Annotated in this window: 20 protein-coding genes; 8 read left to right on the forward strand and 12 right to left on the reverse strand. The window is 69.0% G+C overall.

Features of this window, described 5'->3' with window-relative positions:
- Window positions 1–4 precede the first annotated feature (4 nt).
- The 7 genes from CY658_RS08295 to CY658_RS08325 all read left to right on the forward strand — a co-directional run bounded on the left by CY658_RS08295 (window position 5) and on the right by CY658_RS08325 (window position 7247).
- Window positions 5–817: a carbohydrate ABC transporter permease gene (locus CY658_RS08295; protein WP_101490284.1), complete on the forward strand. Its 813-nt coding sequence runs from the start codon at window positions 5–7 to the stop codon at window positions 815–817.
- A gap of 35 nt (window positions 818–852) precedes the next feature.
- Entirely contained in the window at window positions 853–1959 is a 1107-nt protein-coding gene (locus tag CY658_RS08300) for an ABC transporter ATP-binding protein (RefSeq protein ID WP_101489669.1), read from the forward strand.
- 41 nt (window positions 1960–2000) lie between these two features.
- Window positions 2001–3050: an NAD(P)-dependent alcohol dehydrogenase gene (locus tag CY658_RS08305; protein WP_101489670.1), complete on the forward strand. Its 1050-nt coding sequence runs from the start codon at window positions 2001–2003 to the stop codon at window positions 3048–3050.
- A gap of 108 nt (window positions 3051–3158) precedes the next feature.
- On the forward strand, window positions 3159–3992 hold the full coding sequence (locus tag CY658_RS08310) for an SDR family oxidoreductase (RefSeq protein WP_101489671.1): 834 nt from the start codon (window positions 3159–3161) through the stop codon (window positions 3990–3992).
- On the forward strand, window positions 3989–5317 hold the full coding sequence (locus CY658_RS08315) for a flavin-containing monooxygenase (protein ID WP_101489672.1): 1329 nt from the start codon (window positions 3989–3991) through the stop codon (window positions 5315–5317). Before CY658_RS08310 ends, CY658_RS08315 begins: the two co-directional genes overlap by 4 nt.
- Before the next feature lie 32 nt (window positions 5318–5349).
- Complete coding sequence (locus CY658_RS08320) at window positions 5350–6252, forward strand: bile acid:sodium symporter family protein (RefSeq protein ID WP_101489673.1); 903 nt, start codon at window positions 5350–5352, stop codon at window positions 6250–6252.
- Complete coding sequence (locus CY658_RS08325; protein ID WP_101490285.1) at window positions 6249–7247, forward strand: SDR family oxidoreductase; 999 nt, start codon at window positions 6249–6251, stop codon at window positions 7245–7247. Before CY658_RS08320 ends, CY658_RS08325 begins: the two co-directional genes overlap by 4 nt.
- Here CY658_RS08325 and CY658_RS08330 read toward each other — a convergent pair.
- The gene (locus CY658_RS08330; protein WP_101490286.1) at window positions 7234–8145 is read right to left on the reverse strand and encodes a LysR family transcriptional regulator; all 912 of its coding nucleotides are present in this window, start codon (window positions 8143–8145) and stop codon (window positions 7234–7236) included. The two genes, CY658_RS08325 and CY658_RS08330, sit on opposite strands and share 14 nt — an antisense overlap.
- Before the next feature lie 101 nt (window positions 8146–8246).
- On the opposite strand from CY658_RS08330, the gene CY658_RS08335 reads away from it, so the two are divergent.
- Window positions 8247–9002, forward strand: a complete 756-nt coding sequence (locus tag CY658_RS08335; RefSeq protein WP_180838894.1) for a sulfite exporter TauE/SafE family protein — start codon at window positions 8247–8249, stop codon at window positions 9000–9002.
- Window positions 9003–9006: 4 nt separating this feature from the next.
- On the opposite strand, the gene CY658_RS08340 is transcribed toward CY658_RS08335, so the two are convergent.
- The 11 genes from CY658_RS08340 to CY658_RS08390 all read right to left on the reverse strand — a co-directional run bounded on the left by CY658_RS08340 (window position 9007) and on the right by CY658_RS08390 (window position 19450).
- The gene (locus CY658_RS08340; protein ID WP_101489675.1) at window positions 9007–9498 is read right to left on the reverse strand and encodes an NUDIX domain-containing protein; all 492 of its coding nucleotides are present in this window, start codon (window positions 9496–9498) and stop codon (window positions 9007–9009) included.
- A gap of 13 nt (window positions 9499–9511) precedes the next feature.
- Window positions 9512–9961: a GatB/YqeY domain-containing protein gene (locus CY658_RS08345; protein WP_101489676.1), complete on the reverse strand. Its 450-nt coding sequence runs from the start codon at window positions 9959–9961 to the stop codon at window positions 9512–9514.
- 111 nt (window positions 9962–10072) lie between these two features.
- A complete protein-coding gene (gene rpsU, locus CY658_RS08350) occupies window positions 10073–10285 on the reverse strand; it encodes a 30S ribosomal protein S21 (protein ID WP_007833691.1) in 213 nt (70 codons plus the stop codon).
- Between the two features lie 110 nt (window positions 10286–10395).
- Window positions 10396–11604: an NAD(P)/FAD-dependent oxidoreductase gene (locus tag CY658_RS08355; protein WP_101489677.1), complete on the reverse strand. Its 1209-nt coding sequence runs from the start codon at window positions 11602–11604 to the stop codon at window positions 10396–10398.
- The gene (locus tag CY658_RS08360; protein ID WP_101489678.1) at window positions 11601–12386 is read right to left on the reverse strand and encodes a YaeF family permuted papain-like enzyme; all 786 of its coding nucleotides are present in this window, start codon (window positions 12384–12386) and stop codon (window positions 11601–11603) included. The genes CY658_RS08355 and CY658_RS08360 overlap by 4 nt, the downstream gene beginning before the upstream one ends.
- 2 nt (window positions 12387–12388) lie before the next feature.
- The gene (locus CY658_RS08365; RefSeq protein ID WP_101489679.1) at window positions 12389–13513 is read right to left on the reverse strand and encodes a sterol desaturase family protein; all 1125 of its coding nucleotides are present in this window, start codon (window positions 13511–13513) and stop codon (window positions 12389–12391) included.
- Between the two features lie 91 nt (window positions 13514–13604).
- A complete protein-coding gene (cobA, locus tag CY658_RS08370) occupies window positions 13605–14408 on the reverse strand; it encodes a uroporphyrinogen-III C-methyltransferase (protein WP_101489680.1) in 804 nt (267 codons plus the stop codon).
- On the reverse strand, window positions 14405–15310 hold the full coding sequence (gene ybiB, locus CY658_RS08375) for a DNA-binding protein YbiB (RefSeq protein WP_101489681.1): 906 nt from the start codon (window positions 15308–15310) through the stop codon (window positions 14405–14407). The genes cobA and ybiB overlap by 4 nt, the downstream gene beginning before the upstream one ends.
- A 47-nt stretch (window positions 15311–15357) precedes the next feature.
- Entirely contained in the window at window positions 15358–18156 is a 2799-nt protein-coding gene (locus tag CY658_RS08380; protein ID WP_101489682.1) for a nitrate reductase, read from the reverse strand.
- A 75-nt stretch (window positions 18157–18231) separates the two neighbouring features.
- Window positions 18232–18627 carry a nitrite reductase small subunit NirD gene (gene nirD, locus CY658_RS08385; protein ID WP_101489683.1) on the reverse strand — a complete coding sequence of 132 codons (396 nt, stop codon included), beginning with the start codon at window positions 18625–18627 and terminating at the stop codon, window positions 18232–18234.
- A gap of 34 nt (window positions 18628–18661) precedes the next feature.
- A complete protein-coding gene (locus CY658_RS08390) occupies window positions 18662–19450 on the reverse strand; it encodes a type IV pili methyl-accepting chemotaxis transducer N-terminal domain-containing protein (protein WP_101489684.1) in 789 nt (262 codons plus the stop codon).
- Window positions 19451–19453: the final 3 nt, after the last annotated feature.

The raw sequence follows: 19453 nt of genomic DNA on the forward strand, positions 1-19453 counted from the left end.
TGCCATCGGAACCTTGCTGGCGCGGCTGGCACTCATCGCAGCCGGGCTCTCGGCATTCGTGCCCGTGCTGTGGACCTTTCTCAACTCGTTCAAGAACCGGGTCGACATCGTCTCGTCGGTGCCGAAGTTCTTCTTCACGCCCACGCTCGACAACTACCTCTACGTGCTGAACCGCGAGGCCGTGGGCGCGGGGCTGGTCAATTCGATCGTGGTGGTCGGCGCGGCGGTGATCATCGGCGCGCTGCTGGGCCTGCCCGCCGCTTACGCGCTGGCGCGCTACCCGCTGCGCTGGGGCAACGACATCCAGTTCTTCGTGCTGTCGATGCGCTTTTTGCCACCGGTGGCAGTGGCGATTCCGCTCATGGTGATCTGGCTGCAGCTGGAGCTGTACGACACGCGCGTCGCGCTCATCGCCACCTACACGCTGCTCACGCTGTCGACCGTGATCTGGCTTGCCATTCCGGCCTTCAAGGCGGTGCCCAAAGAAGTGGAAGAGGCCGGCCGGGTCGACGGCTACGGGCCGTACGCGATCTTCTTTCGCATCGCGCTGCCGATTGCCGCGCGCTCGCTGGTGGGTGCCATCGCCTTCGGCTTCGTGCTGGTGTGGAACGAGTTCCTCATCGCGCTGATGCTCACGACCTCGGAGGCCAAGACGCTGCCCATCGTGGCGTCGGAACTCAGCCAGCTCGGGCGCGATGTGCCGTGGGGCATCTTGAACGCCTCGGTCATCCTGCTGTCGCTGCCGCCGCTGCTCATGGTGGGCGTGCTCAGTGGCTTTCTCAATGCCGCGTTCAAGCGCAAGCGGGAGGCTGCATGAGCGCCGCCGCCACTCCTTTCTCTCCAGAACAAAAAATGTCTGCAATACGCTGTCACCACCTCATCAAGCGCTACGGGGAAACACAGGTCGTTCACGAATTCGACCTGGAAGTCGCGCAGAACGAGTTCGTCGTGTTCCTCGGCCCTTCGGGCTGCGGCAAGTCGACCATCCTGCGCATGCTCGCGGGCCTGGAAGACATCAGCGGCGGCGACCTGCACATCGGCGGCCAACGCGTGAACGACCTGCCGCCGCAGGAGCGCGGCATCGCGATGGTGTTCCAGAACTACGCGCTGTACCCGCACATGACGGTGCGCGACAACATCGCCTTCGGCCTCAAGCGCCAGAAGGTGCCCAGGCACGAGATCGACCTGCGCGTGCGCGAGGTGTCGGACACGCTGGGCCTGGAGCGTTACCTCGAGCGCAAGCCGACCGAGCTGTCGGGCGGCCAGCAGCAGCGCGTGGCGATTGCGCGCGCCATGATCAAGACGCCGAAGGTGTTTTTGTTCGATGAGCCCTTGTCGAACCTGGACGCCAAGCTGCGCAACCACATGCGCATCGAGATCGCGAAGCTGCACCAGACGCTGAAGACCACCACCGTGTACGTCACGCACGACCAGCACGAGGCCATGACGCTGGCCGACCGCATCGTGCTGCTGCGCGACGGGCGCATCGAGCAGGTCGGTTCGCCGCAGGAAATCTTCGAGCGCCCGCGCTCGGCCTTCGTGGCCGGCTTCATCGGCACACCGCCGATGAACCTGATGGAGATGGCGGTGAACTACCTGGACGACGGCCGGTGCGAGCTGCGCGGCGGTGGCGGCTCGGTGCGCGTGGACGCGCGCCGCTTTGCGCTCGACGGCCGCGAGCGCGTGACGCTGGGCGTGCGCCCCGCGCACCTGCACATCGACACCGACGGCGGGCGCGAGGGCGGCTTCGCGGGCGAGGTGCTGCTCGTCGAATACCTCGGCAACGAAGTGCTCGTGAGCATCGGCCAGGGCAACGAAGAAATCGCCGTGCTCCTGCCCTCCGCGGGCAGCCCGCGCTTGGGCGAGCGCCTGCAGGTGGTCGCCGATGCGCAGCAGGTGCACCTGTTCGATATCGCGACGGGCGCCTCGCTGCTGCGTTCGGACCCTGCGCTGCACTGAGTTGCAGCACCCCCTTCACACACACCTCCCGGAAAGATTCAATGAAAGCACTGGTTCTGGAAAAGGCGCACGAGATCACGCTGCGCGACATCGACGTGGCGCTGCACGTCGGCCCGCGCGATGTGAAGATCCGCATGCACACCGTGGGTGTGTGCGGCAGCGATGTTCACTACTACCAGCACGGCGGCATCGGCCCCTATGTTGTCGATGCGCCCATGATCCTCGGGCACGAGGCCTCGGGCGTGGTGGCAGAGGTGGGCGCGGAAGTCACGCACCTGAAGCCCGGCGACCGCGTCTGCATGGAGCCCGGTGTTCCCGACATGGACTCGCGCGCCGTGCGCGAAGGCTTCTACAACCTCGACCCTGCGGTGCGCTTCTGGGCCACGCCGCCGATCCACGGCTGCCTCACGCCCTACGTGGTGCACCCGGCGGCCTTCACCTTCCGCCTGCCCGACAACGTGAGCTTCGGCGAAGGCGCCATCGTCGAGCCGCTGGCCATCGGCCTGCAGGCCGCGAAGAAGGCGGCGCTGAAGCCGGGCGACGTGGCGGTGGTCATCGGCGCCGGCACCATCGGCGCGATGACGGCGCTGGCTGCGCTCGCGGGCGGCGCGGCGCGCGTGATCCTGGCCGACCTCGTGCCCGAGAAGCTGGCGCTGTTCGCCGACAACCCGGCGGTGACGACGGTCGACGTGCGCAGCACGAGCCTCGCCGACACCGTGCAGGCACTGACCGACGGCTGGGGCGCGAACGTGGTCTTCGAAGCCAGCGGCAGCACGCGCGCCTTCGACAACGTGTTCGACCTGCTGTGCCCCGGCGGCTGCCTCGTGCTGGTGGGCATACCCGCCGCCAAGGTGGCTTTCGACATCGTGGCGATCCAGGCGAAAGAGGCGCGCATCGAGTCGGTGTTCCGCTACGCCAACATCTTCCCGCGCGCGCTGGCGCTCATCGCGTCGGGGCAGGTCGATGTGAAGCCCTTCATCTCGCGCACCTTCGCGTTCGAGGACGGCATCGCCGCGTTCGAAGAAGCCGCGGCCGGGCGCGTCACGGATGTGAAGATCCAGATCGAATTTCCCGCCGCCGAAGCGGCCTGAACGCCCCGCGAGGGCACGGGGCAAGGGGAAACGCTGGGGATTGCAGCGGCAGGGCGCAGCTAAAGTGGCTGCGTTTTGCCACTCGCAGCCTTGCGCGCTCCCTTGCCCATGCTCTTGCCGTTTCGCAATGTCGTTCTCACCGGTGCCTGCGGCGGCCTCGGGCAGGCGCTGGCGCGTGAGCTGATCGGCCAGGGCGCGCGCGTGGCGCTGGTGGGGCTCGACACCGAGCGCCTCGCGGCGCTCGCCGCGCCGGCCGAGGCGCGCTGCAAGGTCTACACGCCCGACGTGTCCGACGGCCCCGCCATGCAGGCGATGGCCGCCGACTGGATGCGGCGCTTCGGCCCACCCGACCTCGTGATCGCCAACGCGGGCGTGGCCGGCGGCTACGACACCGCCGAGGCCGACGACCTCGCCGTGTTCCGCCGCATGCTCGAGATCAACCTGCTCGGCGCGGCCACCACCTTCCAGCCTTTCGTGCAGCCGATGCGCGAGCAGGGCCGCGGGGCGCTCGTCGGCGTGGCCAGCATCGCGGGCTGGCACGGCATGCCGGGCAACGGCGCCTACTGCGCGAGCAAGGGCGGTCTGATCCGTTACCTCGAAAGCCTGCGAGCCGAACTGCGCGGCACGGGGCTCACGGTGCACACGGTGAGCCCGGGCTACATCCGCACCGCGCTCACGGCCGGCAACCGCTTCGCGATGCCGGGGCTGCTCGAAGCTGACGCGGCGGCGCGCCAGCTGCTGGCGGGCTTGGCCGTGCGGCGCGAAAAGATCGTGCTGCCGCGGCGCATCGGGTGGCTGTCGAAAGCGCTCGACCTGTTGCCCGCGCCGTTGCATGACCGCCTGTTGCGTGGCCAGCCGCGCAAGCCGCGCGTGGGCGAGGCGGGTGCCACCGCCATCCCCGGTTTGAATTCCCAGAAAGAGAAAGAACCTCCCCGCCGATGACGCCTTCCGCCACCGTTCCCACGCACGAACAGATCGCTCTCATCGGCGCCGGCCCCTCGGGCCTCGCGGGCGCCCGCAATCTGCAGAAGCTCGGCGTTCCGTTCCAGGGCTTCGAGGCGCACAGCGACGTGGGCGGCCTCTGGGACATCGACAACCCGCGCTCCACGGTCTACCACTCGGCCCACCTGATCTCGAGCAAGCGCACGACCGAGTTTGCCGAGTTCCCGATGGCCGACACCGTGGCCGACTACCCGAGCCACCGCGAGCTGCGCCGCTACTTCAGCGACTTTGCCGACCGCTTCGGCCTGCGCGCGCACTTTCGCTTCGGCACGCGCGTGCTGCGCGTGGAGCCGGTGAGCGACGCGCCCGACACGCGCTGGCGCGTGAGCGTCGAGGCGCCCGACGGCACGGTCGAGACCGACGAGTACAAGGGCGTGGTGATTGCCAACGGCACGCTCTCGGAGCCCAAGCATCCGCAGTTCGAAGGCCACTTCGACGGCGAGTTGCTGCACACCAGCAGCTACAAGCACGCCGAGCTCTTCAAGGACAAGCGCGTGCTGATCGTCGGCGCGGGCAACTCGGGCTGCGACATCGCGGTCGATGCGGTGCACTACGCGCAGAGCGTCGACATCTCGGTGCGGCGCGGCTACTACTTCGTGCCCAAGTACGTGTTCGGCAAGCCGGCCGACACGCTGGGCGGCAAGCGCCCGCTGCCGCCGTGGCTCAAGCAGAAGGTCGATGCCACCGTGCTGCAGTGGTTCACCGGCGACCCGGTGCGCTTCGGCTTTCCGAAGCCCGACTACAAGATGTACGAGTCGCACCCGGTGGTGAACTCGCTGGTGCTGCACCACGTCGGCCATGGCGACATCGGCGTGCGCGCCGACATCGCGCGGCTCGCGGGGCGCACCGTGCATTTCAAGGACGGCAGCGCGCGCGACTACGACCTGATCCTCACGGCCACGGGCTACGCGCTGCACTACCCGTTCATCGACCGCGAGTTGCTCAACTGGCAGGGCATGGCGCCGCGCCTGTACCTCAACATCTTTTCGCCGCGCTTCGAGACGCTGGGCGTGCTCGGCATGATCGAGGCGAGCGGCATCGGCTGGCAGGGGCGCTACGAACAGGCCGAGCTGCTGGCGCGCTACTTCCGCGCACACGCAGCGGGCTCGCCCAAAGCTGTGGCCTTGCGTACAGCAGTGCAGGGGCCGCCGCCCGATCTGTCGGGCGGCTTCAAGTACCTGCAGCTGGAGCGCATGGCGTACTACGTCCACAAGGACACCTACCGCGCGGCCGTGCGCCAGGCCGCAGCTGCGTTGGCTGACTGATCGATCGATTCCTTCTTCACGAGGTTCTCCGCATGCTGCCTGTCGACGAGATCCGCCTGCACTTCAACCCGGCCTCGCTGGTGCTGCTCAACGTGGTGCTGGGCTTCCTGATGTTCGGCATTGCGCTGGACACGCGCATCGACGACTTCAAGCGCGTCGCGCGCATGCCTGGCGCGATGGCGGTGGGCATCGGCGCGCAGTTCGTGGTGCTGCCGGCCGTGACCTTCGTGCTCACGCTGATCCTGCAGCCGGGCCCGAGCATCGCGCTGGGCATGATCCTCGTGGCCTGCTGCCCGCCGGGGAACATCTCGCAGATCCTCACGCACCGCGCGGGCGGCAACGTGGCGCTGTCGGTGTCGATGACGGCGATCTCGAATGCGCTCTCCATCGTGGTGATGCCGCTGAACTTCGCGTTCTGGGGCGGGCTGCATCCGACGGCCTCGGTGCTGCTGAAGACCATCGCGCTCGACCCGCTCGACATGCTGGGCCACATCGTGATGATCATCGGCATTCCCTTCGTGCTGGGCGTGGCCTGCGCGCACCAGCTGCCGAGGTTCACGGCGCGCATCAAGAAGCCGGCGCGCATCCTGAGCTTCCTGGCGCTGATCGCTTTCATCGTCGGCGCCATCGCGGGCAACTGGCGCTACTTTCTCGACTACGTGGGACTGGTGCTGCTGGCGGTCGTCATTCACGACGCGCTGGCCTTCGGCACCGGTTACCTGTGCGCGCGGCTCTCGGGGCTGGGCGACTACGACCGGCGTGCGGTGTCCATCGAAGTGGGCATCCGCAACGCGGGGCTCGGGCTGGTGCTGATCTTCAGCTTCTTCGGCGGGCTCGGCGGCATGGCCGTGGTGGCCGGCGTGTGGGGCTTCTGGGACATCATCGCGGGCCTCGCGCTGGCGAGCTGGTGGGGGCGCAAGCCTGCGACGCCATGAGCGATGTCTGGAAGGCGTCCGCGCGACGCGTGTTGATCACCGGTGGCGATGGTTTTCTCGGGCGCAGCGTGCTCGCCGCATTGGCCGCGCAAGGCACCTTCGAAACCCTGGTGGCACTCGACGTGCGCGAGGTGCCCGCAGCGCGGCGGTTGCCCGGCGTGGTCTACCTGCAGCAGGACGTGCGCGACGACGGCATCGCCGACGTGCTGGCCGAACACGCGATCGACACGGTGGTGCACCTCGCGTCGATCGTCACGCCCGGCAAGGACTCGAACCGCGCCTTCGAGCATTCGGTCGACGTGGGCGGCACGCGCAACGTGCTCGACGCCTGCGTGGCGCGCGGCGTGGGGCACATCGTGGTGTCGTCGAGTGGCGCGGCCTACGGCTACCACGCGGACAACCCGGCCTGGATCACCGAGTCGCAACCGCTGCGCGGCAACCCAGTGTTCGCCTATGCCGACCACAAGCGGCAGGTGGAAGAAATGCTGGCCGACTGCCGCGTACAACATCCCGCGCTGGCGCAGACGGTGCTGCGCATCGGCACCATCCTCGGCGAGCGGGTCGACAACCAGATCACCGCGCTGTTCGAGAAGAAACGGCTGATCGCCATCCGCGGCAGCGACAGCCCCTTCGTGTTCGTGTGGGACGAAGACGTGACCGGCGCCATCGCCCATGCGCTCGGCGGCGCGCCGCCCGGTTGCTACAACCTCGCGGGCGACGGCGCGCTCACGATCCACGAGATTGCCGCGCGCCTGGGCAAGCGCGCCATCGCCTGGCCGGCCGGCGTGCTGCAGGCGGCGCTGGCTGCGGGCTCGGCCTTGGGCGTGAGCCGCTACGGGCCCGAGCAGCTCGACTTTCTGCGCTACCGGCCGGTGCTGCTGAACACCGCGCTGAAGACCCAGTTCGGCTACGTGCCGCGCAAGACCAGCCGCGAGGCCTTCGAGGCTTTCGTTGCGGCGCGTGCGCAGCAGGGGCGGCCGGTCACTTCCGCGTAGCGTCCGCTGCCGGCGGTGGCGCGATCAGGTAGTCGAGCATGCGCCGCGCATTGAGCGGCAGGTCTTCCGACGAGCGCACGCAGGCCATCAGCGTGCGTTCGGCCCACGGGTCGGCGAGCGAGGCGCGCGCGATCTTCATCGAACGGGCGCAGCGCTCGGCTGCGGTCTGCGGCACGATGCCCACGCCGATGCCGTACTCGACCATGCGGCACACGGCTTCGAAGTTGCGCACCCGCACGCGGTAGGCCAGATGCTTGGCCAGCGCGCGCGCATGCCCGGTGATCAGCTGCTGCAGCGCGCTGTCGGCGGGCAGGCCGACGAACTCGCTGTCGACCACTTCGGCCAGGTGCACGCGGCGCCGGCTGGCCAGCGCGTGGCCGCGCGGCATCACGAGCACGAGGTCGTCGCGGCGGAAGGGGTGGCATTCGAGGCCGTCGCTCTCGATGGCGTCGGAGACGATGCCGATGTCGCACAGGCCGCTGCGCAGGGCTTCCACGGTGTCGGGGCTGGCGCGCTCCTCGAGGTCGACCGAGATGCGCGGATGCTCGGCCAGGAAGCGGCTCAGCACCTCGGGCAGGTGCTCGGTGAGCGCCGAGGTGCCGCACATGAAGCGCACGTGGCCTTTCAGGCCCTGGCCGTACTCGCCGAGTTCGCCGCGCAGCCGCTCCATCTGCTGCAGCACGACGCGCGCATGGTGCAGCAGCGTGCGGCCGGCCTCGGTGGGGCGCACGCCCTGAGCGTGGCGCGTGAGCAGCGGCGTGCCGAGCGCGTCTTCCATGCCGCGCACACGCTGGCTGGCCGAGGCCAGCGTCATGTGCGAGCGGCCGGCGCCGGCCGTGAGGCTGCCGGCTTCGACGACGTGAAGAAAGAGCCGCAGGTCGGTCAGATCGAATCGCATGGTGAGCCGCAAGGTAGCACGCCAGCCTCAGCCTGTGCCTGAGGCTGGCTGCGCGAAAGCCGCATTTCCAGCCGATGCACCGGTCGGCAGACTCCGCGGCGATGACGATTTCCAATGAAGCGATGGGCCTGTGGGCGGCGGCTGCCGCGGTGTTTGTGCTGGCCGGCCTGATCAAGGGCGTGATCGGCCTCGGCCTGCCGACCGTGGCGATGGCGCTGCTCGCGCTGTGGATGTCGCCCGCGCAGGCGGCGGCGTTGTTGATCGTGCCGTCGCTGGTCACCAACCTCTGGCAGACCGGGCCGCGCGCAAGCTTCGGCGCGGTGTTCCGCCGCATCGGTCGCATGCAGGCCGGCGTCGTGGTGGGCACGCTCGCCGGGGCGTGGTGGCTGGGCGTACCGGCTGGGGCCTGGGCCTCGCTGGCGCTCGGCGTGGCGCTGGTGATCTATGCGCTGTGGGGGCTGACCGGGCGGCAACTGCACGTGAGCGACGCACAGGCGCGCTGGCTCGGGCCCGTGGTGGGCGCTGCGACGGGGCTGGTGACGGCCGTGACCGGCGTGTTCGCGGTGCCGGCCGTGCCGTACCTGCAAGCGCTCGGTTTCCAGCGTGATGGGCTGATCCAGGCGATGGGCATCTCGTTCACCACCTCGACCGTGGTGCTGGCCCTGGGGCTGGCGGCGAACGGGAGCTACCCGGCGGCGGTGCTGGGCGGGTCGGTCGCGATGCTGGTGCCGGCCGTCGGCGGCATGGTGCTGGGCACCTGGCTGCGGCAGCGGTTGCCGGTGGCCGTGTTCCGGCGCTGCTTTCTGATCGGGCTGGCGCTGCTGGGGGCGTACATGGCGCTGCGTGCCGCCATGTGATCGGTCAGCCGGCGGCCAGCAGGGCTTCGCGCACGCGCTCGATGGTCTGGCGGTAGGGCAGGGCGAAGTCTTCGATGTCCGCGTCGGCTTCGAGCCAATAGAACGAGAACACCAGGCCTTCTTCTTCAGGGCTGCCCGTGGCCATGTGCTCGAAGGTCTCGGGCAGGTCGCGCGGGTCGCGCATCAGGAAGATGTGCCAGCGCTGCGGATGGCGGTGCGTGTTGCCTTCGACGCCGGCTTCGCATTCGCGCTCCAGCGTGCCCAGCGACTCCAGCCGGCCGGCGAACACCAGGCCCGATTCTTCGAGGAGCTCGCGCCGCACGGCGGCCTCGGGCGACTCGCCGGGCTCAATGGTGCCCTTGGGCAGCTGCATGTTGCCGTCTTCGGGGTGACGGAACACCAGCAGCCGGCCCCGCGCATCGACCAGGCAGGCGCAGGCCTTCGGGATCGTGGCGACGGGCGCGGCGCCGAGCGCGCTGCTGCTGCCGTTCTTCATGGCGGTGGCCGCCTCAGGCGCCCGTGAGGGCGGCCTTGACTGCGGCGCTGACCTGGCCCATGTCGGCCTTGCCGGCCAGGCGCGTCTTGACCACGCCCATCACCTTGCCCATGTCGCCGGGGCCGGCCGCGCCGAGCTCGGCCACGATGGCTTTCACCGCGGTGGCGACTTCGTCGGCGCTCATGCGCTGGGGCTGGTAGACCTCGAGCACCTTGATCTCGGCGGCTTCCTTGTCGGCCAGGTCGATGCGACCGCCGGTGGTGAACGCGGCGATCGAGTCCTTGCGCTGCTTGACCATCTTGTCGACGATGGCGATGACCATGGCGTCGTCGAGCTCCACGCGCTCATCGACTTCCTTCTGCTTCAGGGCCGCGAGCAGCAGGCGGATGGTGCCCAGGCGTTCCGAATCCTTGGCGCGCATCGCCGTCTTCATGTCTTCGGTGATTTGTTCTTTGAGAGTCATTCTTCGCAACCTTTCGGAAAAAACAAAAGCCGCGGCAGGTTTCCCTGGCGCGGCTGGTGCAACGGGGCGCTGGCGAGGACTTTCGTCGGGGCCAGCTGCCCTGGGCGTTGCTTAGTACAGCTTCTTGGGGAGCTGCATGCTGCGCACGCGCTTGTAGTGGCGCTTGACCGCAGCTGCCTTCTTGCGCTTGCGCTCGGCCGTCGGCTTCTCGTAGAACTCGCGGGCGCGCAGGTCGGTCAGCAGGCCGAGCTTTTCGATGGTGCGCTTGAAGCGGCGCAGGGCGACGTCGAAGGGCTCGTTTTCTTTAACGCGGATGGTGGTCATTGATGAATCGTTGAAATGGATTTGGCCGGGGGAGATCGAGGCCCCAAGCCGGGGTTCCTCAACTGAACAATTTTGTGGCCGTTGAGGGAAGGCCAAAAGTTAGCCCGCGATTATAGCGCGGTTGCGCAGGCATGTGCGCTCGCCCAGGCCCACTGAAAGTTGTATCCGCCCAACCAGCCCGTCACATCGACCACTTCGCCGATGAAATACAGGCCCGGCTGCTTCGATTCCATGGTCTGCGACGACAAATCGCGGGTGTCGACGCCGCCCGCCGTCACCTCGGCCTTCTTGTAGCCCTCGGTGCCGCTGGGGGTGATCTGCCAGCGGGCGATGCGCTCGGACAGCACCGTCAGCGCCTTGTCGGTCGCTTCGTTGACGGGGCGCTGCAGCGCCGGGTCTTCGCCGACCCAGGCGTCGGCCAGCCGCGAGGGCACCAGCGCGGCCAGTTCGTTGGCAATGCGCTTCTTGGAGCGCAGCTTGGCGTCGGCCAGGGATTCGGCCACGTCCACGCCGGGCGCGAAGTCCAGCGTCAGCGGGGCGCCGGGCTTCCAGTAGCTCGAAATCTGCAGCACCGCCGGGCCCGACAGGCCGCGGTGCGTGAACAGCAGGTCTTCCAGGAAGGTCATCTTGTCCTTCTTGCCGCCGGTCTCGATGCGCACCGGCAGCGCCAGCCCGGCCAGGCTGGCGTAGGGCGCCCAGGCGTCGCCGCCGAAGGTCAACGGCACCAGCGCCGGGCGGGGCGTGACCAGCCGCAGGCCGAACTGCTCGGCGAGCCGGTAGCCGAAATCGCTCGCACCAATCTGGGGAATCGACAGGCCGCCGGTCGCCACCACGAGCTTGGGCGTGTCGATCGGGCCGCGCGTGCTACTGATTTGGTAGCGGCCGTCGGCAAAGGAAATGTCGCCGAGCTTGCACGGCTGCCAGCGCTCGACATTGCCGGTGGCGCATTCGGCCAGCAGCATGTCGACGATCTGCTGCGAGGAGCCGTCGCAGAACAGCTGGCCCTTGTGCTTCTCGTGGTACGCGATGCCGTGGCGCTGCACCATGTCGATGAACTGCTGCGGCGCATAGCGCGAGAGCGCCGAGCGGCAGAAATTCGGGTTGTCGCCGACGAAATGGCGCTGCGGGGCGCGCACGTCGAGGTCGCGGTTGGTGAAGTTGGCGCGGCCGCCGCCCGAGATGCGGATCTTTTCGCCGACCTTCTCGCTGTGGTCGACCAGCAGCACGCGCAGCCCGCGTTGGCCCGCCAGTGCGGCGCACAAGAGACCGGCTGCGCCGGCACCGACGACTACGACGTCAAAGGAAGAAGAAGAGATCAAGCGGGTCCGTCCGCCGCCAGCACCGGCGGCGGGTTGTATTTGAGGTGGCCCACGTAGCGCAGCGGCTGCGTGGCGGCAATCGAGGGCACGTCGCCCTCGCGCATGTGGAGCAAGTCGGCCGGGCTCACCCAGCGCGGGTCGGCGTCGGTGATCGGCGCGCCGGCCTGGCGGTAGGCCTCCAGCACGAACTGCGAGCAGAAGAACTGGTCGTTGCGGCTGGCGCCGAGCTGCACCATCGCCATGCCGGTGATGCAGTACGAGCTGACGGCCGAAGGAATCAGCGGCAGCTCGCACAACCGGCGGTTCAGCACGAAGGGGGCATTCAGCAGCACGCCGGCCGTGTTGTACCGGGTGCCGACCTTGGAGTTCGCCCAGTCGCGCATCTTCTCGATGTGGGCCGACTCAAGGCCCGGCACGCGGAAGGCCACGACCATCTGCTCTTCGTCGACCACGTCGGCCAGCCGGCGTGCGCGCACGCCGGTGCCCACGGCCTCGGCGATGAGCCCGTCGCCCAGGTACAGCACGGCATGGCTCACCGGCGAGAAGGTGCCCAGGCGGATGCCGAACGAATTCACCGTGGCAATCGAGGTCAGCAGGATGTCGCCGGGCTCCAGCACCTCGGCGCCGATCAGCTCGCCGCCGTTGCCGGGAGCGATCACCGAGCTCTGCACGCGCAGGCGCAGGCCCGAGGTTTCGGAAGGCATCTCGATGCGCGTGGCGCAGGCCGAAAGCAGCAGTGGCAGCGCGGCCGCGAGCGCGGCAGCGCGAAGAAGGGAGGCCATGCTCATCCCTTCCAGATGAAAGGGAACTTCAGCTGCTTGAAGAAACCGTTGGGCACGTAGTCGCCCAGCACGCCGTACTTCTCCGGCCAGAGCTTGGTGGTCTTCACGGCCGTGCCGAAGAGGTAGTCGAGGAAGGCGTAGTGCGCCGCGTAGTTCTTGTCGAGCGCTTCCTGGTCCTGGCTGTGGTGCCAGTGGTGGAAGTTGGGCGTCACGATGAGGTAGCGCAGCGGCCCGAGCCGCACGCTCACGTTGCAGTGGTTGAACACCGCCTGGAAGCCGACCACCACGATGTAGGCGTCGATCACGTCCTTGCTGAAGCCCAGCACGTAGATGGGCGCCAGCACCAGCGTGCGCGTGATCAGCAGTTCCAGGATGTGCTGGCGCGAGCCCGCCATCCAGTCCATGCTCTTCACGCTGTGGTGCACGGCGTGCAGGCGCCACAGCACGGGCACCTCGTGGTACGCGCGGTGCGTCCAGTACTGCACGAGGTCGGCCACCAGAATGATCAGCAAAATGCCGGCCCAGAACGGCAGGTTGCCCACCCAGCCGCGGATGCCGTCGTTGGCGGCCCAGCCGAAGAGCTTGTGCACCATGAGGTTGGTGGCCAGCAGCACGAAGCCCACGATCATGTGGTTCACCACGAAGTGATGGAAGTCGGTCTGCCACTCTTCGCGGAACACCGGCTGGTCTTTGCGCAAGGCAAACAGCTTCTCGATGAAGATGAAGATCAGCGACGAGCCCAGCAGGTCGAGGATGAACCAGTCCAGGCCGATGTACGGCGTGTGGTCGGCAAAGTCGTGCACCGGCACCTTGTGCCCGCCGAGCAGCGCCGACACCACCACCAGCAGGAACGCGGCCGACGACAGCCAGCGCGAGCGGTTGAAGATGATGTTGACCAGCGAGAGCCCGCCCGCAATGACCAGCGCCGTCAGCAGAATGACGCGCATCACGTCGACGTTGTAGCTCTTGCGCAGCTCGGGCGTCGTCAGGTACTGCGGGAAGTGGAAGGCCAGCACGCCCAGAAAGCACAGGGCCGCGAGGCTGAAGGCGATGGTGCCCGTGACCAGCCCGCGCCCGCGGCGCAGCTCGCCGTGGCTTTCGGTGAATTCGTTGAGTTTGTCGAGCATCCCTGCCTCTTCCTTCTTGTTCGTTGGATCGGGCGGGATTTTAGGCGTCGCTCAGGGCGGCGCCATGGCCGTTTCCGGCCGGGGCCGGTACCTATGTACCGAAGCGGCCGGCATCCGCCGGCAGCGAAGCGGCGGCCAGCCCCTGCAGCACATCGCCGACCACGATCACCGCCGGACTGGCCAGCCCGGCATCGGCGATGCGGGCCTGCAGGCCCTGCAGTGTGGTCACGAGGTGGCGCTGCTGCGGCAGGCTTGCGTGCTGCACCACGGCCACGGGCGTGTCGCCCGGCAGGCCGTGCAGCAGTTCACGCTCGATGTGGCCGGCGCCCGAGACGCCCATGTAGATCACCAGCGTGAGGCGGGCGTTGTGTGCCGTGGCGGCCAGCGCGCGCCAGTCGGTCGGGTCTTCGCCCGCGCCCGCGCCGGTCTTGGCGTGGCCGGTGACGAACACCACGCCCTGTGCGTGGTCGCGGTGGGTGAGCGGCACGCCCAGCGAGGTCACGGCGGCCAGGCCGGCGGTGATGCCGTTGACCACCGCGCATTCGATGCCGGCTTCGCGCAGGTGCTCCACCTCTTCGCCGCCGCGCCCGAAGATGAACGGGTCGCCGCCCTTGAGGCGGACCACGGTCTCGCCCTCGCGCACGGCCGTGATCATGAGGCGCTCGATGAACGCCTGCGGCGTGCTCTTGCAGCCGCCGCGCTTGCCCACGTGCACGATGCGCGCGCCGGGCCGGGCATAGGCCTGGAGCACGGCGTCGTTCACGAGGTCGTCGACCAGCAGCACCGTGGCGGCCTGGATCGCCTTGACGGCCTTGACGGTCAGCAGTTCAGGGTCGCCGGGGCCGGCGCCCACCAGCGTGCAGCGGCCGGTGATGAGGGGAAGTGCGTGGTTCATGCGTGGGAGGCCAGTTCGGTGATGTGCCTGACTTGCGTCGCGATGGCTTCGGGCACGGGAAGCTCGCCGGCCAGCACGCGCCGCGTGTACTCGGCCGTGGTGGCGACGTCGATTTCTTTCGGCAGCCCGGGCACGTCGGCGGCGGTGCCGGCGGCCTGGGCCTGGAGTTCGCTGCGCACGCCGCGCACGAAGCCGTCGATCTGCGCGGTGCGGCGCGGGTCGGAGACCACCTCGCCTTCGAGGCCGCGCGAGAGCAGGGCGGTCATGCCGGTGAGCTCGAAGGTCTCGCCCATCGTGCGGGCGTATTCGGGGTGCGTGTAGCTGGCCACCACCACGCAGGGGCCGGTGGTCGGGCGCAGGAGCTTGACCACGCTGTGGCCGGGGTTGCGCAGACCCACCACGCGGCGCACGTCGAGCAGGCGCTTGAGCGCGGGGTTCAGCAACTCGGTCGGGGCAAAGCCCACCTGGCCGGCGGCGAGCGGGGTGAGCGTGGTCATCGGGGGCATGTCCAGGGCTGAAAGCACGTTCGATGCCAGTACGCGCGAGGTTTCGCTCGCGCTGCCGTGCACCAGCACCGCCAGGCCTTCGCGCGCCAGCAGCAGCGCCAAGAGCGGCGTGAGCACCGGCAGTTTGCGCGCGCCGTTGTAGCTGGGCAGCGCGATCAGCGGGCCGCCGCGGGTCGTCACGGGGTTCAGCCGCGCGTGCGTGGCGTCGAGAAAGCCGGCCATCTCCTCGGGCGTCTCGCCCTTGATGCGCATCGCGAGGCAAAAGCCGCCGATTTCCAGGTCGGTGACCGTGCCGTCCAGCACCTGGCCGAACAGGTCTGCGGCCTGCTCGCGCGTGAGCGGACGGGCGCCTCGCGCGCCGCGGCCGATTTCCTTGATGTAGTGGCTGATTCCCATGGGTAGGCGGATTGTCCTGCAACGCTTATGCCGGAATGCGAGTCGGCTTATGCCCCCACGGCCAGTGCCTCCGCAGGCGTCACGCGGATCATCCGTTTCAACTCCGGCACGCACGACCCGCAGTTCGTCCCGCATTTCAGCGCTCCCTGCAGCGCCGTCAGCCGCTCGTCGGGGCTGCCGGTGCAGCGCACCAGCTCGGCCTCGATGGCGCGGTCGGTCACGTTGAAGCAGGCGCACACCGGCTTGCCGCGCGACTGCACGGCCACCGGCGCGCGGGCGCCCGGCGACAGCAGCAGGCGGCCGTAGCTCTGCGCGGGAAGTTCCTCGCGCAGCAGGGTAGCGATCCAGGCTTCGGCGCTGGTGTCACCGCCCAGCAAAAAGGCTTCGAGCCCGGCGCTGCCGTCGGCGCGGCGCACCAGCCGCGCGGCGCGGCGCTGGCCGCGGCGGTGGTCGGCGTAGCGCAGCGTGTCGGCGGTCTGCAGGCCGAGCAGGGCTTCGATCTTGTCGACCAGCGCGGCATCGGGCGCGTCGTGCGCGGCGGCGCGAAAGAGCACGCCGCTGCGCTCTTCTTCGCCCGGCGCGTTGCTCGCGAACGGCACGCAGGTGGCGAAGGGGAACAGCGCCATCAGCGGCTGCAGTGCGCGCTGCGCCGTGAGCGCATCACCGGCGGGCAGCCAGGCCATGGCCAGCAGCGACCACGGCAGCTCGGCCTTGAGGATCTTCACGGGCGTGTGCTTGAGCTCGGGCTGCTTCGAGGTCGGGCAGTAGGCCGGTGTGGTGAGTGCGTTGATGCCCGCGAGCCGCACGCCGGTCGACGAGCAGCCGCTCAGGTACTCCTCGCCCCAGTGCATGGCGACGAAGGCCTGGCTCAGGCCGATCTCGGCGCTGGCGCGCGCCGGCAGCAGGATCGAACCGCGCTTGGACGTGAGATGCACCAGGTCGCCCTCTGCGATCTGGCGGCGCGCCATGTCCTGCGCGTTCATCTGCACCATGGGCTCGGCCACGTGGCCGAACAGCTTGCCGACCGTGCCGGTGCGGCTCATGCCGTGCCACTGGTCGCGCAGCCGGCCGGTGTTGAGCGAGAAGGGAAAGCGTGCCTCGCGCGCTTCGGCCACGGGCTTGTAGGGCGTGTCGACAAAGCGCGCGCGGCCGTCGGGCGTGGGGAACACGCCGTCTTCGTACAGGCGCACGCGGCCGGTGCGGTCGCCTTCCTTCAACGGCCATTGCTGAGGGCCGGCGCTCTCGAGCATCGCGTAGCTCAGGCCGGTGATGTCGAGGTCGCGCCCGCGCGTGGATTCGCGGTGCTCGTTCCAGACCGACTCGGCGTTCTCGTACGGGAACAGCGTGAACGTGCGGCCCAGCTGCCGTTCGAGCCGGTGCGCGAAGGCCATGGCAATCGACCAGTCGTTGCGCGCTTCGCCCGGCGCCGGCACAGCCGGGCGCACGCGCGAGATGCGGCGCTCGCTGTTGGTCACGGTGCCTTCCTTCTCGCCCCAGGTGGTGGCGGGCAGCAGCAGGTCGGCAAAGGCGCAGGTGGCGGTGGTGGCGAAGGCTTCCTGCACCACGACGAACTCGGCGCGTTCGAGCGCGCGGCGCACCGTGGCCTGGTCGGGCATCGACTGGGCGGGGTTGGTGCAGGCGATCCACAGCGCGCGGATCTCGCCGTCGGCCGCGGCCTGGAACATCTCGACCGCCGTCTTGCCGGGCTTCTCGGGTACTGAGGGCACGCCCCACAGCGCGGCCACTTCGGCGCGGTGCTCGGGGTTGGCCAGGTCGCGGTGCGCACTGAGCAGATTCGCGAGGCCGCCCACTTCGCGCCCGCCCATCGCATTGGGCTGGCCCGTGAGCGAGAACGGGCCCGCGCCGGGCTTGCCGATCTGGCCCGTGGCCAAGTGCAGGTTGATGAGCGCGGCGTTCTTCGCCGTGCCGCTTGACGACTGGTTCAGGCCCTGGCAATACAGGCTCAGCGTGGCGGGCGAGGTGGCGAACATCCGCGCCGCCGCGAGCAGGTCGTCCTTCGGAATGCCGCAGATCTGCGCGACCGTGTCGGGTGTGCAGTCGCGCACGGTGGCCTTCAGTGCATCGAAGCCGTTGGTGCGGGCCGCGATGTAGGCGGTGTCGGTCCAGCCTTCCCACAGCATCAGGTGCAGCATGCCGTGGAACAGCATCACGTCGGTGCCGGGCTGGATCGGCAGGAACAGGTCGGCGATCTCGACCGTGTCGGTGCGGCGCGGGTCGGCCACGACGATCTTCAGCGCGGGGTTCGCGGCCTTCGCGTCCTCGATGCGTCGGAAAAGAATCGGGTGCGCCCACGCCGTGTTGCTGCCCACGATGAACAGGCACTCGGCGTGCTTCAGGTCGTCGTAGCAGGCCGGCGGCGCGTCGGCGCCCAGCGTCTGCTTGTAGCCGGCCACGGCGCTGCTCATGCACAGGCGCGAGTTGGTGTCGATGTTGTTGGTGCCGACCAGGCCCTTGGCCAGCTTGTTGAAGACGTAGTAGTCCTCGGTGAGCAGCTGGCCCGACACGTAGAAGCCGACGGCGTCGGGGCCGTGGTCGCGGATCACTTGCGCGAACTTGCCGGCGGCGTTGTCGAGTGCGGTGTCCCAGCCGACGACCGCAGGCGCTTCGCCGCGCACCGCACGCTGCATCGGCTGCAGCAAGCGCGTCTGGCGCGTGACGGTCGCACTGGCCGTGAGGTGCAGGGTCGAGCCCTTGCTGCACAGGCGGCCGAAGTTCGCGGGGTGGTCGGGGTCGCCGCGCACGCCGGTGATCTGCGCACCGGCGGATTCGATGATGACGCCGCACCCCACGCCGCAGTACGGGCAGGTGGATTTCGTTTCCCGCATGACTCCCTCTCTCTGGGGGCTAGCGGCCTTGGCGATGGTGACGACGTTGTTCATGCGCACGCTGCTGCCCTCACCCTAGCCCTCTCCCAGAGGGAGAGGGGACAACACCTTCGGCCCTGCGACTGGGCGCTCGAGGTCGAGCGCATGCGTGGCCAGCTCGCCGGCGTCGAGGTGCACCACGCCGTCTTCGAGCTTCACCACGAACTTCGGCGTGCAGCCTTCGTCGGGCGAGCGGGCGCAGCCGTCGTCCAGGCCGATGGCCCAGTTGTGCAGCGGGCAGGCCACGCTGGTGCCGAACACGATGCCCTGGCTCAACGGACCGCCCTTGTGCGGGCAGCGGTCGAGCAGCGCAAAGACCTGGTCCTCGGCATTGCGGAACACGGCCACATCCAGGCCGGCGGGCCGCATCACGCGGCGCGCGCCGAGCACGGGGATGTCGTCGAGGCGGCAGATGGCTTTCCAATCGCTCATGGTGGGGCTCTCTTGTCTTGTGTTCGGGCGCGGGTCAGGTCTTGATCTCGGCGTACAGGCCGGTCACGCGGTCCATGATCGCGAGCAGGTTCTCGCTGCTCACGAACACGTCGGACATCAGCGCGGGCGACGCGCCCGCACCGTCCAGGCGCTGCAGGCCGCGGTTGAAGAACATCCATTGCGCATCGGCCAGCACCAGCTCCTGGCGGATCTGCGCGGTGGCTTCGGGCGCATTGCGCAGAAGCTCGAGCGCGGCCAGGAATTCGGTGCGCGCCTTGGCGATCTCGGCGGTGCTGCTAGCCGGGTCGATCTGCATCGCCGCGGCCAGGTAGCACTTGGCCATGCGCTGCGACAGCATGCGCTGGCGCCCCGCGATGTTGACCAGCCGGCCGACCGGCTTGCCCGACGCGGCCTCGTACTGCGCCGTGCCCTGGTGGGCCAGCGCGAGCACGGCGGCGTCGAGCGCCACGACCCGCGCGGCGGCGTCCCGGCCGGGCGCTGCGTCGGCCAGCTCGGAGCGGAACGCGCGCCAGGCGCCGTCCAGGCCGTCGTAGGTGGCGCGCAGCGTTGGCGTCGGCGCAAAGGCCTTGAGCTCGCCGAGCTGCCGCTCGAACAGCGCCACCGAACGGTCGAGCACCTGCTGCGCGCTGCGCGGTTCCACCTTCTGCACCAGCGCCAGGTAGGCCTTGCTCGCGCGCTGCGACAGCATGCGCTGGCGGCCGGCCTTGTTGATGGCGTCGTTGAGGTCGGCCACCTGCGCGCGGGCGCCCACCGGGGCGAGTGCGGCGAGGGCGGAAGAAGCAATGAAGAGTCGTCGTTTCAAGTG

Source organism: Variovorax sp. RO1 (assembly GCF_002849325.1).
Taxonomy (GTDB): Bacteria; Pseudomonadota; Gammaproteobacteria; order Burkholderiales; family Burkholderiaceae_C; genus Variovorax.

Bases quoted from the DNA above. Each gene is read 5' to 3' on its own strand.
- CY658_RS08300 (WP_101489669.1), top strand. From the start codon at position 853: ATGTCTGCAATACGCTGTCACCACCTCATCAAGCGCTACGGGGAAACA.
- CY658_RS08305 (WP_101489670.1), top strand. From the start codon at position 2,001: ATGAAAGCACTGGTTCTGGAAAAGGCGCACGAGATCACGCTGCGCGAC.
- CY658_RS08310 (WP_101489671.1), top strand. From the start codon at position 3,159: ATGCTCTTGCCGTTTCGCAATGTCGTTCTCACCGGTGCCTGCGGCGGC.
- CY658_RS08315 (WP_101489672.1), top strand. From the start codon at position 3,989: ATGACGCCTTCCGCCACCGTTCCCACGCACGAACAGATCGCTCTCATC.
- CY658_RS08320 (WP_101489673.1), top strand. From the start codon at position 5,350: ATGCTGCCTGTCGACGAGATCCGCCTGCACTTCAACCCGGCCTCGCTG.
- CY658_RS08325 (WP_101490285.1), top strand. From the start codon at position 6,249: ATGAGCGATGTCTGGAAGGCGTCCGCGCGACGCGTGTTGATCACCGGT.
- CY658_RS08330 (WP_101490286.1), bottom strand. From the start codon at position 8,145: ATGCGATTCGATCTGACCGACCTGCGGCTCTTTCTTCACGTCGTCGAA.
- CY658_RS08335 (WP_180838894.1), top strand. From the start codon at position 8,247: ATGACGATTTCCAATGAAGCGATGGGCCTGTGGGCGGCGGCTGCCGCG.
- CY658_RS08340 (WP_101489675.1), bottom strand. From the start codon at position 9,498: ATGAAGAACGGCAGCAGCAGCGCGCTCGGCGCCGCGCCCGTCGCCACG.
- CY658_RS08345 (WP_101489676.1), bottom strand. From the start codon at position 9,961: ATGACTCTCAAAGAACAAATCACCGAAGACATGAAGACGGCGATGCGC.
- rpsU (WP_007833691.1), bottom strand. From the start codon at position 10,285: ATGACCACCATCCGCGTTAAAGAAAACGAGCCCTTCGACGTCGCCCTG.
- CY658_RS08360 (WP_101489678.1), bottom strand. From the start codon at position 12,386: ATGGCCTCCCTTCTTCGCGCTGCCGCGCTCGCGGCCGCGCTGCCACTG.
- CY658_RS08365 (WP_101489679.1), bottom strand. From the start codon at position 13,513: ATGCTCGACAAACTCAACGAATTCACCGAAAGCCACGGCGAGCTGCGC.
- cobA (WP_101489680.1), bottom strand. From the start codon at position 14,408: ATGAACCACGCACTTCCCCTCATCACCGGCCGCTGCACGCTGGTGGGC.
- ybiB (WP_101489681.1), bottom strand. From the start codon at position 15,310: ATGGGAATCAGCCACTACATCAAGGAAATCGGCCGCGGCGCGCGAGGC.
- CY658_RS08380 (WP_101489682.1), bottom strand. From the start codon at position 18,156: ATGCGGGAAACGAAATCCACCTGCCCGTACTGCGGCGTGGGGTGCGGC.
- nirD (WP_101489683.1), bottom strand. From the start codon at position 18,627: ATGAGCGATTGGAAAGCCATCTGCCGCCTCGACGACATCCCCGTGCTC.